This is a genomic window from Burkholderia sp. Ac-20353 (assembly GCF_017104785.1).
Lineage (GTDB): Bacteria > Pseudomonadota > Gammaproteobacteria > Burkholderiales > Burkholderiaceae > Burkholderia.
In genome coordinates, this window is record NZ_JAAGPL010000002.1 from 39,440 (window position 1) to 55,187 (window position 15,748).

General features: G+C 61.9%; 14 protein-coding genes and 1 pseudogene. 5 read left to right on the top strand and 10 right to left on the bottom strand.

The annotated features are described in order from the left end of the window. Window positions 1–4 precede the first annotated feature (4 nt). The 8 genes and pseudogenes from G3N94_RS43115 to G3N94_RS00255 all read right to left on the bottom strand — a co-directional run. A pseudogene (locus G3N94_RS43115) lies at window positions 5–118 on the bottom strand (FAD-dependent oxidoreductase); the annotation flags it as partial. A gap of 57 nt (window positions 119–175) precedes the next feature. Then, window positions 176–1,531: an FAD-dependent oxidoreductase gene (locus tag G3N94_RS00225; protein ID WP_205789613.1), complete on the bottom strand. Its 1,356-nt coding sequence runs from the start codon at window positions 1,529–1,531 to the stop codon at window positions 176–178. A 42-nt stretch (window positions 1,532–1,573) separates the two neighbouring features. Beyond that, window positions 1,574–2,956, bottom strand: a complete 1,383-nt coding sequence (locus G3N94_RS00230; RefSeq protein ID WP_205789614.1) for an outer membrane protein transport protein — start codon at window positions 2,954–2,956, stop codon at window positions 1,574–1,576. Window positions 2,957–3,096: 140 nt separating this feature from the next. Next, the gene (locus tag G3N94_RS00235; RefSeq protein WP_205789615.1) at window positions 3,097–4,146 is read right to left on the bottom strand and encodes a 2Fe-2S iron-sulfur cluster-binding protein; all 1,050 of its coding nucleotides are present in this window, start codon (window positions 4,144–4,146) and stop codon (window positions 3,097–3,099) included. 28 nt (window positions 4,147–4,174) lie between these two features. After that, window positions 4,175–4,681 carry a styrene-oxide isomerase StyC gene (styC, locus tag G3N94_RS00240; protein ID WP_205789616.1) on the bottom strand — a complete coding sequence of 169 codons (507 nt, stop codon included), beginning with the start codon at window positions 4,679–4,681 and terminating at the stop codon, window positions 4,175–4,177. Window positions 4,682–4,705: 24 nt separating this feature from the next. Beyond that, on the bottom strand, window positions 4,706–5,800 hold the full coding sequence (locus tag G3N94_RS00245) for an alkane 1-monooxygenase (protein WP_346778619.1): 1,095 nt from the start codon (window positions 5,798–5,800) through the stop codon (window positions 4,706–4,708). Window positions 5,801–5,884: 84 nt separating this feature from the next. Beyond that, complete coding sequence (locus G3N94_RS00250; RefSeq protein ID WP_205789618.1) at window positions 5,885–7,369, bottom strand: aldehyde dehydrogenase family protein; 1,485 nt, start codon at window positions 7,367–7,369, stop codon at window positions 5,885–5,887. Window positions 7,370–7,421: 52 nt separating this feature from the next. After that, window positions 7,422–8,180, bottom strand: a complete 759-nt coding sequence (locus tag G3N94_RS00255; protein ID WP_205789619.1) for a glucose 1-dehydrogenase — start codon at window positions 8,178–8,180, stop codon at window positions 7,422–7,424. Window positions 8,181–8,599: 419 nt separating this feature from the next. Here G3N94_RS00255 and G3N94_RS00260 point away from each other — a divergent pair, with 419 nt between their 5' ends. Together G3N94_RS00260 and G3N94_RS00265 are read left to right on the top strand one after the other, a co-directional pair. After that, window positions 8,600–9,274 (top strand): dienelactone hydrolase family protein, encoded by a 675-nt coding sequence (locus G3N94_RS00260; RefSeq protein ID WP_205789620.1) that lies wholly within the window; start codon window positions 8,600–8,602, stop codon window positions 9,272–9,274. A gap of 175 nt (window positions 9,275–9,449) precedes the next feature. Further along, window positions 9,450–11,168 (top strand): AMP-binding protein, encoded by a 1,719-nt coding sequence (locus G3N94_RS00265; RefSeq protein ID WP_205789621.1) that lies wholly within the window; start codon window positions 9,450–9,452, stop codon window positions 11,166–11,168. A 122-nt stretch (window positions 11,169–11,290) separates the two neighbouring features. Here the strand turns inward: G3N94_RS00265 and G3N94_RS00270 are convergent, their stop codons facing one another. Continuing rightward, entirely contained in the window at window positions 11,291–12,067 is a 777-nt protein-coding gene (locus tag G3N94_RS00270; RefSeq protein WP_205789622.1) for a hypothetical protein, read from the bottom strand. Between G3N94_RS00270 and G3N94_RS00275 the strand changes: the two genes are divergently transcribed. Together G3N94_RS00275 and gcvA are read left to right on the top strand one after the other, a co-directional pair. Continuing rightward, window positions 12,066–12,245: a hypothetical protein gene (locus tag G3N94_RS00275; protein ID WP_205789623.1), complete on the top strand. Its 180-nt coding sequence runs from the start codon at window positions 12,066–12,068 to the stop codon at window positions 12,243–12,245. The two genes, G3N94_RS00270 and G3N94_RS00275, sit on opposite strands and share 2 nt — an antisense overlap. 53 nt (window positions 12,246–12,298) lie before the next feature. Beyond that, entirely contained in the window at window positions 12,299–13,207 is a 909-nt protein-coding gene (gene gcvA / locus G3N94_RS00280; RefSeq protein ID WP_205789624.1) for a transcriptional regulator GcvA, read from the top strand. 24 nt (window positions 13,208–13,231) lie between these two features. Here gcvA and G3N94_RS00285 read toward each other — a convergent pair whose 3' ends face one another. Next, complete coding sequence (locus G3N94_RS00285; protein ID WP_205789625.1) at window positions 13,232–14,188, bottom strand: LysR family transcriptional regulator; 957 nt, start codon at window positions 14,186–14,188, stop codon at window positions 13,232–13,234. Between the two features lie 100 nt (window positions 14,189–14,288). Between G3N94_RS00285 and G3N94_RS00290 the strand changes: the two genes are divergently transcribed. Then, a complete protein-coding gene (locus G3N94_RS00290) occupies window positions 14,289–15,710 on the top strand; it encodes an aldehyde dehydrogenase family protein (RefSeq protein WP_205789626.1) in 1,422 nt (473 codons plus the stop codon). Window positions 15,711–15,748 lie beyond the last annotated feature (38 nt).

The following is a 15,748-nucleotide window of genomic DNA, read 5'->3' on the forward strand; positions in this document are numbered from 1 at the left end:
TCGTTCGCCCGCCTACATGATCCTGGCTTTCGAACAACGAGACCTCATGCCCGTGCTTTCGCAGGGTATATGCAGCGGTACATCCGGCCGGGCCGGCGCCAATGACAGCAACCTTCACGATCTTTCCTCCAAGTCACTACGACGCCCCGAAGCTATTGAAACGGGACTGCCGGGCTTACATTCGACCAGTTGCATATTCATCGCTTGCGCTCGCACGCACATGTACGGTCGGCAAGCTCAATGGGAAGCGCGCCAAGATGTCCTCGACAACCATTCTCGCGACTTCCGCGCATGCGGCCGTTCCCCCCGATGCCCATGGTTTTACTCCGTCACCAACGTTCCAAAGATTGCCGACAGGTGTCTGACTCGGCAGGTCGTATCCGGTAACGGCACGCTGAGCGGGCCATTCATGCGCGGTGACGTCGATGGCAACGATCCTGGCGTTGTCGAAGCCGGGAAAATGCTCGCGGAGATCCTCAATCAGCAGTGCCGTTTCCTTCTCCACATCGAACTGTCCGCAGGGTGGTTGCGGTACCGACGCACCGCAATACAGGTGCCATCCGGGAGGCGCGCGCTTGAGCTCCGGTGCGCTGAAATTCGCCGCATACACCATGCGTCTTGTCTTTGCGAACAGCGCCAGCCCGGGAAAATGCGCAAGCGGTTGCTGGCTGGCGAAGTGGACCGTGATGATTGCAGCGGGATTGGTCGCATCGCGAACCGACTGCACGTAGCCGCGTGGCAACTGCTTCTCCTCGGCCAACAGGGTTGTCTGCAGCGGGCCAATGTTGCTTACGACGATGTTGCAGGGAACAGTCGTCAGTATTCCGCCCTTCTCGATCACAACGGCATTGACCAAGCCCTCGGCGGAGAACCGGAGCTCCTTCACGGGAGCCTCGAGCCAGACCTCTCCGCCCTTCGACGCAATCAGATCGACCAGCGGCTTCCACACTTCTATCGTTCCGCCGGGCGGAAGTCCGAACTTCTTGAATGCCGTGTCCTTTGTGAAGTAGTGCAGAAAAACATCCGCGTGAAAGATCTTGCTATTTGCCGCAAACATCGCGCCCACCGCGTTGTCGATAAGCCCGTGGACCAACGTGCTACACGTAAATCTGCTCAACCAAGCGAAGAGCGACTGCCCCTTCTTTGGAGCAAGCCACGGGACGAGACCCGTAATCGCGGCAATTGCCTTGGGTCCAGTATTTCGAAGCCATCCTCCGATTCCTTCCGATACGTTGACGTCTTTCCCGTTCACTCGCAGAACGGTCGACGCACGCTGGGGAACATAGAGATCAAGAGGAAGCCCCAGATCCTCGCAGGTCTTCGCAACGGCGCCATCCACTTCGATGATCAACGCGCCCGTATTGCACAGGAAGCCATCGACTTCTCTCGTCGATGCCCGTCCACCCACGCGGTCGAGCGCTTCGACAAGCAGCGTTCGATAACCCAGATAGGCGAGTCGGGCAGCCGCACATATGCCGCCCGCACCGGCGCCAATCACGACGGCATCGAAACTCGAAGGTTCAGCTTGCATACATTGCTCCCGCAATCGAATCAAAGAACATGCGACATCACACTAGAACCGTTTTGTATAGGAGACCGCCACGTGAAACATCGAGTCGGTAACCGAAATCGGCACGCTACTACCGGTGCTCCCGCTACTGGCCACGCGCTTCGGAAGCGAATAGCCGAGCGCGAAGTCGATCGTCCCGCCTCGATCAAACGTATATGCGCCACCTGCCGTGATGCTCGTGGTCGGTGTCGAAGGGATGATGGCAAGCAATCCCGAACCAGGCGCCGCCTCCTGCGCATAGTGAAAGCCGCCACGGAATGTCCAGTTCGGGTTATATCTGTATTGCGCGCCAATGGAGAATACGTTGACGTCCCTGTAGTTCAGAGGGAGTGCCAAGGAAATTCCCTTGCCTGATCCATCCTGGGTGAACACGACGCGCAAACTACTCATCACATCGCGCCAGAATACGCGCTGATAGTCTGCCGCGACCGTGAACCGATCCGTTAGGTCCTGGCTGATACCGACCGTAAACGAAGCAGGCAACTGAAAATCGACGATATGTACCATGCCGCCGATCGGAATATTGCCAGCGGAAGCACTGACGGCGGTAACCTGAGCACGCCCGGTCAAATCGCTTACGTGAGTCTTGAATTGGTACGCGAGCCCCAGCCTCGTCCTCGGCGTGGCCTGATAGGTCAACCCAAGCTTGCCACTCACGCCCCAGCCATCGGCCGCGCCACCAGCGATCTTGTTGTTGCTGAATTGCAGTTGAGCGCCTGAAAGACCGGGAACACTCATTAACGACGACAACAATCCGCCCGAAAGCCTCCCCTGAGCCCCAAGCATGCCGAGTTGGGAAGCGTCGAACAGCAGCCCCATATTCGCCGCGATCAAGACAGCTTCCACAGCCCCGCCGACGGTAAGCTTGTCGGTCGCTTGATACGCGATTGAAAAGGGGATCTTCAAGGCCATGAGACGGGAGAAATTGTCCAGTCCCGTGTCTACGTTATTTGTCGTCGTTCGAGAAATAAAGCTGCTGGTGCCATACTCCGTCCCGACGCCAGACGACGCAAACACGCCAATTCCCAGCGCATAACGCCGATATCGCCACAAGTAGGCCAGCTCAGGCGCATAATAGGGCCCGTTGTTCCTGCCCCGTGTATGGGAATCGGCGATCTCCCCGGTCGCTTCATTTTTTGTCTTGACGTTAGCCGAGATAACCCCGGCACCGAGCTCGGCATAGCTTCCCTCGCTCGTGAGTCCAAGCGTGGCAGGATTCACCATCATGCCCGCCAGGCCGACATTACTGGCCGCGGCTACCCCACCCATCGCGAGCGAGCTCGCCCCGTAGGCACTGATATTGAATGCGTCTTGCGCCCAGACCGGTTCACTCGAAAATTGGGCGACCAGACACCCTGCTGCCAAGGCAGCATGTGCTCCCTTCATGCTTTGTCTCCGATCTTTTATATCTGTTGTCTCGTTGTGCGGCGTGATCGCCGCTCCCAACCGGTGTCCATGTCAATGAACGGTCTATTGATATGGACTCCATATCGTATTGGCTATGCTGCTACCGGACTGACTGGCGCTTAACGGGCTCCGCTATCGGTGAACTTGTCGTAGAACACTTTGTCGACCGGAATGCCATGTCGGCCAAGCGTGGTTATCGCCGCGTCGATCATGAGCGGCGGGCCACACAGATACCCCTCGGCCCCGGTGCAGAACCCGGCGTCGATGTGGTCGGTGACCAGCCCTCGCGCACCACGCCAGTCGCTGTCGATCGGTTCGTGCGACAGTACCGGAATGAACCGAAAGTCGCCTTGCCAGTGGGTGGCAATATTCTGGATAGCGCCCAGCTGGTACAGATCAGCCTGCGTCCGCGCGCCGAACAACAGCGTGCAGTTGCGCTTGATGCGGTTGACCCTTGCATGTTCAAGAACGCTCATCAGCGGCGCCAGGCCGCTGCCGCCGGCAACGCACACCATCGGAGCATCGCCGCCCCGCAAATGGAAGGTTCCCAAAGGTCCCTCCATTTCCAGCGGCGCCCCATTCAATTGCCCGCTGAACAGCGCCTCGGTGAACTCACCGCCCGGAACCTTGCGGATATAGAACTCCAGCGTCGTCCTGCCTTTGCGTTGCGGCGCGTTCGCAAAAGAGTAGGATCGGGCGCGACCGGCACCGGTCTTGCGCAAATTCGCATATTGACCGGCCGAATAACTGACGGGACGGTCCGTCTGCACCGTCACCTTCAGGATGTCATGTGTGAGCAGCTCCGTCGCCATGATGTTCGCAGCATATTTCTCGGGCGGCAGGAGATCGGCAGCAGCCGGCTCGATCTCCACGACGGTCAGTTCGTCGCGAGGAAACGCCTGGCACGCGAGGATATAGCCGGCGTCCAGTTCATCCTTGGACAGCGTGTATCCGAACGGCGTCGCTTCTCGAACCCGCCCTTGCTTCAGGCGGCTCTTGCACGACGCACAGGTGCCGACCGTGCAATCGTGCGGATAGGCGATGCCATTGGCCAGCGCGGCCTCCAGCAGCGTCTGACCCGGCACGAGTTCGACCGTCACGTCTTGCGGAAGGATTCGCAGTTGCTTCGGCTTTGCTTTACCGAAGACAGATTTCAGAAGGTCTCGCATCACACCACGAAAAATTTGGAGTAGCCGGTTACGCCAGGCGTCGAAACGCCTGCCGAGTCAACGCGACCACGATGACTACAGAAACGACGGCGAACACCAGCGCAGGCGCCAATCCGATCAGGGACGCAAAATTGGCGTCGCCCAACCGGTTGTTACCGAACGTCAGCGCGCGGTTCGGCGCGAACAGAGCCGCCGCATAAAAAAACGTATTGGCCCAGCCAACTCCCACGGTCAACCACCCGATGCGTCGCTCACTTCCGTGCTCGAATTCGAGCACGGGCAGCACCAGCGCCACCAGCACGATCAAGAACGCATTGAGCAACTGCCCGATATGGAAGCGAACCCACGCACTGCTGCTGCCGGGCAGGTCGAAAGCGAACAGCTTGCCGGGCCATGCTTCCAGACCGCCGATCAGGCTGACCAACAATCCGATCCCCGCCAGCAGGCCGATCAGGAGGATCAGCATGCCGTGGCCGATCATGCGTCGCTGGCGGTCCCTGGTCGGGTTTGGCCCGAAACTTGAGGTAACAGTCACATCGCTCTCCGTTCAGTCCGCCGTTCAGCCGTTTGCCAACGAACCCGCGCCCGGTCGCCTCGGGCTGCCGGGCGGCTCGTCGAACCAGTCGTCCCACCCGGCGCTCTGGTTTTGCTCCATCGCCAGTCGGCGCTCCGCCGGCGTAGCAAACTCGTTGTCCCAGCGTCGCAGCGCCGGCTTGATGATTCGGCTGTACCAAAGCGGGGGAATGAAGCCCGAAAGAAAGCAGACGATAATGCTCGGCATGATGATCGCCTGCCTGTCCGGCACCAGCTTGTAGTACGGGATATAGGAATTCAGGTGGTGGTCGGCGTGATTGGTGATCTCGAACGCATACAGGCGGGAAAGCGTCCCGTAGTGGTTCCAGACGTGTCGCTTCTCGATCGGCGTGCCCACCACACGAATCTGTCCGAAGTGCTGGTAGTAATTGAATGCCTCGACCCAGAAACGCGCGATCACCATCGCGATCAGAGACAGGCCGGCTGCCTTCCAGCCGCCAATCACATACAGGATTGCCAGGAACACGGCGACTGCAAGGATCGCACGCCAGAGCGAGTGGCGAATCGACCAGCGCGAATGGCCCCGCTTTTCCAGCGTGTCCGAATCCAGCTTCAACTCGAGACGGGTCGACTCCCACATGGATTGGGCAACGAACCGGTACAGATTGGTGCCCCGACGCGCCGTGTCGCAATCGTCAGCAGTCCCGACATCGCGGTGATGACCGACCACATGAACCTCCATGCGCATGGTGTCGAGGAATGCGATCTGCCCGTAGCGTCCGACGAAGCGCGCAAGGCGCCCACGCGAGTGATACAGCTCATGGGTCGCGGGCACGCCGGGTACGACCGACAGCCAGGCCATCCCCGCCACGCCGGCCGCCATCTGCAACGCGGTCAAATTGTGATGGCCGACCGACCAGGCAAAGACGCCGTACATGACCGGCAGCAGAAGCGTCGAAATCCAGACCGGCAGATAGGCCCAGAAATGACTCTTCATCCTGCGCGCTGACAGATCGAGCGGAAGCAGCGCGTCGAGGATCGCGATCGTCGGGAACGCGGCAATTGCGATCCACGTGAAATCCGCGCCCCGGTAAAACCCCCAGACCGCCAGCACCTGCACGAGCGGGGCAAAGTAGTACTTGATGTATTCCCACATGATGATCAGTCTCCTCCTGAACGTACAAACCTCGAGTCCGATATGCGCTCAATCGTCGAGCAACGCGCAGACCGTCTTGGTTTCGGTGTACGCGGACAATCCCTCTTCCGACACCTCACGGCCCCAGCCCGACTGCTTGAACCCGCCGAATGGCGCTGCCGCGTCGATCACGCCATGACAGTTGATCCATACCGATCCGGCCTGCAAACGGTGAGCCACGCGATGCGCCTTCTTGATGTCACGCGTCCAGATATTGGCGGCAAGGCCATACGTCGTATCGTTGGCAAGGCGAATGGCTTCCGCCTCGTCCTTGAAGCGGATCACGCTCACGACCGGACCAAAGATCTCCTCTTGCGCGATCCTCATCGACTGGTCCGCATCGGCGAACACGGTCGGCTGCATGAAGTAGCCTTTCTCGCCGATCCTCTGGCCACCGCAGACGAGCCGGGCACCCTGCTCGATGCCCGACTGCACGTAGCCGAGCACCCGCTCCTGTTGCTTGCGGGACACGAGCGGCCCGAGCATCGTGTCGGCTTCCAGCCCGTTGCCCACCTTGAACTGCGATGCCATCGCAGCGACGGCTTCGACGACACGGTCATAGACGCTTTCCTGGACGAACAGTCGGCTGGCCGCGAAGCAGATCTGCCCGGAATTGAAGAAGACCGCAAGCGCCGCACCCAGACCGACCTGATCCAGATCCGCGTCAGCGAAGACGATGCTCGGCGACTTGCCGCCCAACTCCAGCGTGACGCGCTTCATGTTGCCCAGCGAGTATTCGACGATCTTCTTGCCGACCACCGTCGATCCCGTGAACGTGATCTTGTCGACGTCGGGATGACGCGCCAGCGCCTCGCCGGCCTCATGGCCATAGCCGTTGACGATGTTCAGCGCACCTTCCGGCAGCCCTGCCTCCAGGCACAGTTCGGCCAGGCGGAGCGTGCTGAGTGGTGTCATCTCGGTGGGTTTCAGCACCATCGTGCAGCCCGCTGCCAGTGCCGAGGCAATCTTCCAGGAGCCCAGCGCGAGCGGGTAATTCCAGGGCGTGATCGCACCAACCACCCCCACCGGTTCGCGGCGCGTGTACGCGTGGTACTCCTTCCCGTCGAACGAGATCGGCGGCGTCGTGCCGGCCAGCTTGGAGCACCACCCGCCCATGTACCGAAACACGTCGACGGTCGACGGCAGATCGATGAGCTTGGCAAACGAGATGGCCTTGCCGGTGTCCAGCGACTCAAGATAGGCCAACTCGTCGGCGTGCTCCTCCACCTTGCGGGCAATGTTCTCCAGGATCCGACCACGATCGATCGGCCGGATTTTTCGCCAGCCGGGAGACTCGAAGGTCGCGCGCGCGACCTTCACGGCCTCGTCGATATCCTCGTGGCCACCTTGCGGGACTTCCGCGATGATCTCTTCGTTCGCCGGATTCTCGACGGCAATCGACTTGCCGGAGGCCGCCTCTTTCCACTGGCCGCCGATCAGGTTCCGGTTCTGGAACCCGGTCGGGTTTGCTACATGTTCAGGATTTGCGTTCATGGGTGCGACTCCGCGGTACCTTGCGATGGACAGATATCGTTGGACAAAGAGGTCAGAGGCTCATGAAGATGCCGCCGTCCACGATGATGTTCTGCCCGTTCACGTAAGACGCTTCGTCGCTCGCGAGCCAGAGCGCCGCACCGGCAATATCAGCCGGGACCTGCGAACGTTCGATCGTGCGCATCTGCGCAGACACACCTTCGAACTGTTCGTGCTGCTGGGTATTCGCAACTGCGTTCGCGGAGTGGGTGTAGCCAGGTGAGATGGCATTGACCGTGATCCGTGCGTTGGTCGCCGCGAATTCGCGCGCCATCGCCCGGGTCATCGCAGCGACAGCACCCTTGCTCGACACGTAGTGCAGCATGAATGGAATGCCGAGGTGGGCGATCACCGACGCGATATTGATGACCTTTCCGCCACCGCCTTCGCGCATCGCGCCCGATACGGCGTTCGTGCACAGCCACGGTCCCTTGACGTTGACGGCATAGAGCCTGTCCCAGTCGTCGACCGAGATGGCCTCCATCGGGACGCCGTTGAGTCCCGTGAAAATGCCCGCGTTGTTGACCAGCACGTCGATCTTGCCGAAATGCTCCAACGTTGCGGCGGCCATCCCCTTGGTGCTGTCCGGATCTGCCACGTTGGCGTGGACGCCCAGCGCAACGTCCGAACCGAATTCGGCTGCTGCAGATTCTGCTCCCTTCACGTCGGCGATCACGACTTTTGCGCCTTCCGCCACATATGCGTTGGCAATCGCATTGCCGATACCGGTTGCCGCACCGGTGATGATCGCCACCTTTCCTTTAAGCCTCATCTCCTCACTCCATTGATGTTCGTTTGTCGTATCTCACAACAAACAGACAATCCCGTCTGTTTGTATGTTGCGGATCAGATCTTGAACCTCTAAGATGTGCCTCGTCAACAACTTTGCTTGCCTGCATATTGCGCACCGCACCATGCTGCGAACGAAGATTCTGGTTTCCGGCGCTCGAATTCGACTCGATTCCAGACTGCTGCAGAGCAGCAAAAACACGCCTCTCCTCGTATGTCTGGGCTGGAGCACGGTGGGTCCAGAACAACGATTCGGGTTGCTCTGCGCAAGCGTTGCCGGAAGTTGAGTCCAGAGTCGCGCGGTCGATCCGGTTCCGTATCGACTTGCGGTCAGCCAACACGCACGGCCTGGTGCGAGGGTCGAATGCGAGGTTCGCGTTCTTATTGTTCGATGAGGTACAGATGAGTCACTGGATTACGATGGCGACCACGCATGGCCCGATGAACGGTTGGTTGGCACAACCGGACGATAGACCGGTCGGTGGCATCGTTGTCGTTCACGAGATGTTCGGCGTTAACACTGACATGTGTCGATTCGCCGACAGATATGCGGCCGACGGATATCTGACGGTCGTTCCCGCGCTGTTCGACAACATTCGGCGTGAGGTCGAACTCGACTATGCGCCTGGCGATCATCAGCTCGGCAACGAACTGACATTGCAACTCGGATTCGAAACCGCCACCGAGCTTGTCGCAACGGCTGCCGACGCGATTGGTCATGCTGGCGATATCGCGATCATCGGCTACGGTTGGGGAGGAAAAATCGCGCTGCACGCCGCCCAGACATTGTCGACGCCCTGCGTCATTTACTGCGGCGCATGCGATCCGTCCCGGCTCGCCGAGGCAGTGAAAATACCGACGCTGGTTCACTGCAGTGAGTTCGACCCGCAATTCTCTTCCGAGGAATGGCGGACGTTCGAACGCGACTCACCGGGATCGCTCGTGCGCTCCTATCCTGCGGGGCACGCATTCCATCGGGAAGGCGATCCGCTGCACTACCACCCTGAAAGTGCGTCGAGGGCCTTCGACCGGACCCGCATCTTTCTCCGTGAACACGTCCATGGCGTATGCGACTGACCAAGACGCGATCACCTGCTCGATCGGCAACGCAGTGGCCAGTTTTCCGCAACCGACAACCAAACCGTCATGCATCAAGTCGGTGCCGTCCGCCGATGACAAGAGTGGCACCGACACGGTAGTGGCGGCGAACCAGGTTTCTTTCCATTAGTCCGGCTATATACATAGGCGTGAGATGACAACGACCCAGTACACCCGTTCCACACAGGCTTTCCTCGACGCACGCGACCTGTTGCTGCGTCACCGCACCGACTACGAGCGTGCGTATCATGAGTTCGAGTGGCCTCAGCTCGACACGTTTAACTGGGCGCTCGACTACTTCGACGTGATGGCGCGCGACAACGACAATCGGGCGCTGTGGATTGTCGATGGTCCCGAAAGCAGTGGAACACACTTCTCATTCGCCCAGATGTCCGAACGATCGTCGCGGATGGCGAATTTCCTGCGCGCCCAAGGCGTCGAGCGCGGCGACCGGCTCCTGTTGATGCTGCCGAACCGTGTCGAACTGTGGGACGTCATGCTCGCCGCGATGAAGCTCGGCGCCGTGGTACTGCCCGCGACGACGCAGTTGTCACCGGACGACGTGCGCGAGCGTATCGAAGCAGGCGGCGTACGCTTTGTCGTTGTCGACGAAGAGCAGTTGACGAAGTTCGACGCACTCACTGCAGGCGTGAAGCGCTTCGCAGTGGGCGCGTCACAGCATTGCGCCGAAGGCTGGATCGCTCTTGAGCGTGCATACGACTCGAGCGCCATATTCGAGCCGGACGGTCCAACGCGAGCGACTGATCCGCTGCTGTTGTACTTCACGTCCGGAACCACGTCGAAGCCAAAGCTCGTCGAGCATACGCATCAGAGCTACCCCGTCGGCCATTTGTCGACGATGTACTGGATTGGCCTGCAACCGGGCGACATTCACTGGAACATCAGTTCACCGGGGTGGGCGAAGCATGCGTGGAGTTGCTTCTTCGCGCCGTGGAATGCGCAGGCGTGCGTGTTCGTCTACGACTATGCGCGCTTCGTGCCAAAGGATGCGCTGCTCGTGCTCGTTCAGTGTGGCGTCACAACGCTATGCGCGCCGCCCACCGTCTGGCGGATGCTCGTGCAGGAGCCGCTCGCAACGTATCCCGTGAAGCTGCGCGAGATCGTCGGTGCGGGGGAACCATTGAATCCAGAGGTCATCGAACGCGTTCGTCATGCGTGGGGCATCACGATACGCGATGGTTATGGCCAAACCGAGACCACTTGCCAGATCGGTAACTCTCCGGGCCAGCCGGTCGTTGCCGGATCGATGGGGAGACCGATGCCGGGCTACCGCGTCGAACTTGTCGATGCGGATGACCATGTCGTCGCCGAAGGCGAGATCGCGTTACCGCTCGCCCAGCGTCCACTCGGTCTGATGACCGGATACGCGAACAACGCGAAAGCCACGGCCGAGGCGATGCGAAGTGATTTCTATCACACGTCCGACGTCGCACTGCGCCGCGACGACGGGTACTTCGTCTATGTCGGCCGCGCAGACGATGTATTCAAGTCGTCCGACTACCGGCTGAGTCCATTCGAGTTGGAGAGCGTGCTGATCGAACACGAGGCGATCGCCGAAGCAGCCGTCGTGCCGAGCGCGGATCCTCTGCGCCTGTCCGTGCCGAAGGCATTTGTCACCGTGCGGCACGGTTACGAGATCGGTCCAGAGCTCGCACGGGCCGTGTTCCGCTTCTCGCGCGAAAAGCTCGCGCCTTACAAGCGAATTCGTCGCCTTCAGTTCAGCGAGCTGCCAAAGACGATCTCCGGCAAGATTCGTCGCGTCGAGCTGCGTCGTCGCGAAATGGAGCGTGCGGCCGGGCTCACGCGGCTGCAGGACGAGTACTGGGAAGAAGATTTCCCGGAATTGCGCTGAATTGCATCGAAGGTGAATGCAGAGCAAACTCGCGTCTCTCGCATATCTCACGAGAGACGCAACTGCATGCGCCTGACGGGCGAGGAAAATGGCTGCAGCGTTGCTGACGGATCGCCGTGGACTTACTTCACCGGCAACGCAACCGGAACACGCATCCGGTACAACGAAACCGCCTGTATCGCGAGCGTGCAGAGAATCGCGCAACCGTACGCCGCAACCAGGCTCATCCGCGTCAGCGTCTGGCTCAGCACGAAAAAGAACGACGCAAAGCCCGGGAGCGCCGCCGCCATCCCGCGCATCAATTGCTGCGCGGCTGCGTGGCCGGCCATGCGGTGCGCGAACACCGCGAGAATGATCGCCATGAACGGGAACGACGCGAGCACGCCGCTTGCTTCGGGCCCGACGTAAGGCGCGATCAGCGTCACGCTGATCACGAGCCCGGCGATCAACGCCATCCGCAACGGCAGATCCCACCCCGGCGGATCGAGCCGGCCGGCCCTGGCGACGTGATTGGGAAGCCGGGTCAGCGCGAGCGCGACGGCCAGAATCGCGACGATGAACAGGCCATTTTCCGGCAGCGCGCTCCATTGCAGAAAGCCGGCAACGACGGCAAACGTCGCACTGGCGCCCGCCAGGGCCGCCGGCCATCCCAGCGTCGCGAGCCGGCAATAGGCGACGCAAAACGCCGCTTGCGCTGCTGTCGCGACCAGCGACCCGGCCGTCGCCTGCGCCGCGAAAGCGGGTCCGTGCTCCAATGCGAGGAACACCGAGACCGGTCCCGACGTGAGCGGCAATCCCACCAGAAAACCGCCAATCGCTTCGCCCCAGCGGCGAGCGGCCATCGTGGCCGCCAACAGCAACAGCGGCGTGGCAACGAGTTTGAAAACGAGAAGATCCATGATCGATACGACAACATGCCAACCGGGAACGGTGAAAGACACACGGGGCATCGCTGCTTCCGGCACGAAGCGCAAACGCAATGCCACCGCCGACGCGATCGAAGCGCCGCGCCACGCATCCCGGTCAACGGCGCCCGCGTGGCGGCAAGACGATATTGATCGCAGCCACCCGCACTGACAAACCATTTGTCGTCATATAATGCGTGAGTACAACTCACACGTAGCTCGACCGTGTTCGACCGGCTTCCCCCACTGCAGACGCTGCGCGCCTTCGAAGCAACCGGGCGCTTGTTGAGCATGACGCTGGCGGCCGAGGAACTGCACGTCACGCATGGCGCGGTGAGCCGGCACATCAAGACGCTCGAAACCGATCTCGGCGTTGCGCTGTTCCAGCGCCTGACGCGGCGCATCGCCCTGACCGAAGCCGGCGCCGAGTTCCTGCTGGCCGTCACCCGCGTGCTCGCCGACCTGACGAAGGAATCCGAACGCCTGCGTGCGAACGACAACGTCGCGCGCCTGAAGATCAACGTGAGCGTTTCGTTTGCGAACAAGTGGCTCGCGCCGCGGCTGCATCGGCTGAAGGCGCTCCATCCCGAACTCGACATCCATCTCGACGTAACCGACACGTACGTCGATCTGAACGACCGAGACGTGGACGTGGCGATACGCTACGGCAGCGGCCGTTATCCGCGTGTCCTCGCCGAGCGGATCCTGGAGGAGACCGTGACACCGGTTTGCAGTCCTGCCTATCGCGAGAAGATGGCGGGCATGTCTTCCGCCGCGAGCCTTGCCGGCTGTACGTTGCTGCATGAGGACGGCATGCTGGCCAACTGGGAACAATGGTTCGCGCTGGCCGGCGTGAAAGGCGTGCGCAGCGATCGCGGCATGGCCTACAGTCACGGGAGCCTGGCCATCGAGGCGGCGATCCGCGGCGAAGGCGTGGCGTTGGGGCGCAGCGTGATCGTCGCGGACGACATTGCGGCCGGACGTCTGGTTGCACCGTTCCCGCAGTTCCGTCTCGAGGCCGAGCGCGGACATGATCTCGTCTATCGCATCGGAAGCCGGGACGACCCCAAGGTATGCGCGCTGCGCGACTGGCTTGCTGAGGAAATCGAATTGTTTCTTGCACAGGCAGGTTGATCGCCGGCGCGAGTAGCATGGCCGTCAGCTCTGCGCGCGTTGCGCCGACGGCGTGCGACGTTTCCGCTGCCCCGCCACCCGCGCCGCATTGGCGTCCGCATATTCGCGGATCGTGTCGATCAGTGCACGCAGCCCCGCGGGAGCATGGCGCCGGCCCGGGTAGTACAGGCACAACCCATCCAGCGCCGGCGTCCAGTCTTCAAGCACGCGCACCAGCGTGCCGGCCTCCAGGTCCGCGTTGACGTTCCATTCGGTCAGGTACGCGAGGCCGAGGCCGGCGCGCGCCGCGGCCAGCATCAGGCCTGCATCGTCCAGCGTCAGCGCACCGTCGCCGTCGACGCGCAACGTCTCGCCGTGCCGTTCGAATTCCCACTGGTAGATTGACCCGCTCGGCATCCGGCTGCGGATGCACCGATGTGCGACGAGATCCGACGGGGTGCGCGGACGCTTGTGCCGCGCAAAGTACGCGGGGCTGCCGACGACGGCAAAGCGCTGCCTGTCGCCGAACGGCACGGCGATCATGTCCTGCGGCACGGTTTCGATCAGACGGATGCCCGCGTCGAACCCCTCGACGACGATGTCGATCAGCCGCCCTTCGGTGACGATGTCGAGCTTCATCTCCGGATAGCGCTCCAGAAATGCGATGAGGACCGGCATCACCTGATTCGCCGCGCCCAACGACGTGTTGATGCGCAACGTGCCTGACGGCGTGTCGCGGAAGCTGCCGGCCTGCTCGAATGCTTCCTGAATGGTCGACAGGGCCGGCGCAACCGTACGCACGAACTGGGCGCCCGCTTCCGACAGCGACACGCTGCGGGTCGTGCGATTGAACAGCCGCACACCGATGCGTGCTTCGAGCGCCGCGACCGCATGGCTCAGCGCGGAGGTCGACACGCTCAGTTCGCTCGCGGCCGCGCGGAAGCTGCGATGACGCGCGACGGCCAGCACGGCTTCCAGCTCGGCAAGTCCGGATGTTTTCATTGTCCCGTTTTGCTCAACAAGTCATCCCCGATTGTACGGCTAGTCAGTTCAATGATGACGGCCTATCTTGCATGCACGACACCACACTTTCGGACCGACCATGCAGATCATCGACCACATCTACATCGACGGCGCCTTCGTCACACCGCACGGCGACGAGCGCTTCGATCTCTTCAATCCATCGACCGAGCAGGTGATCGGGCAGGTCCGCCTTGCCGATGCCGACGACGCACGCGACGCGATCGCGGCGGCCAGGCGGGCATTCCCGGCATTCTCGCGCACCGACAAGGCCGAGCGCGTCGAGATGCTGCGCCGCCTGCATGCGGCCGTCGCCGCGAAGGAGGACGAACTGTTCGACGCGATCGTCGACGAATATGGGGCCCCGGTGTCGCGCGGCCGCTGGATGGCCCGCCACGCGAGCGACGTGCTGCTTCATGCGGCGCGGACGCTCGAGAATTATCCGTTCGTCCGTCGCGCCGGATCGGCCGACGTGGTGATGCATCCGCTCGGCGTTGCCGGGCTGATTACGCCGTGGAACAGCAACGCAGGCTTCATCTGCGGCAAGCTCGCTGCGGCGCTCGCCGCGGGCTGCACGGCCGTGATCAAGCCGAGCGAAATGAGCGCGACCCAGACGCGCGTCGTCACCGAGGCGCTGCATGAAGCGGGGCTGCCGCCGGGCGTGTTCAATATCGTCACGGGGCGCGGCGAAACCGTTGGCGCGGAGATCTGCTCGCATCCCGACGTCGCCAAGCTTTCGTTCACGGGATCGACGGCAGTCGGCAAGACGATCTTGCGCACGGCGGCAGACACGCTGAAGCGCGTGACGCTGGAACTGGGCGGCAAGTCCCCGATGATCGTGCTCGACGACGCGAACTTCGACGAAGCCGTGCCGCTCGCGCTCGAAGCGGGCTTCATGAACAGCGGGCAGGCGTGCATCGCCGGCTCGCGCATCCTGGTGCCGCGCGCAAGGCTGGCCGAATTCGAGGAGAAGATCGCGCACGCCGTCGCGGAATTCCACTCCGGCGACCCGCGTGACCCGCACACGCGCATCGGCCCGATGGTGAGCCGAAAGCAATGGGACCGGGTGCAGCACTATATCCGCGTCGGAATCGACGAAGGCGCGCGCGTGGTTGCGGGTGGCGCGGGGCGCCCGCATGGCGTCGACGCGGGCTGGTTCGTGCGGCCGACCCTCTTCAGCGATGTGCGCAACGACATGACGATCGCGCGCGACGAGATCTTCGGTCCGGTGCTGTCGATCATTCCGTACCGCGATACCGAGGACGCGATCGCGATTGCCAACGACACGCGCTACGGCCTGCAGGCCTATGTCTGCGGATCCGATGCCGCGCGCGCAACGGAAGTCGCGGCACAGATCGAAGCGGGACGCGTGCTCGTCAACACGCTCGCGCATGAACCGGCGGCGCCGTTCGGCGGGTTCAAGCAATCGGGTATCGGCCGCGAATACGGTACGTTCGGGATCGACGCGTTTCTCGAACCGAAGGCGCTGCTTCGCGCGGTGTGATCGGCGCGGCGCGATCAGGTGTGCACCGGATGGGCGAG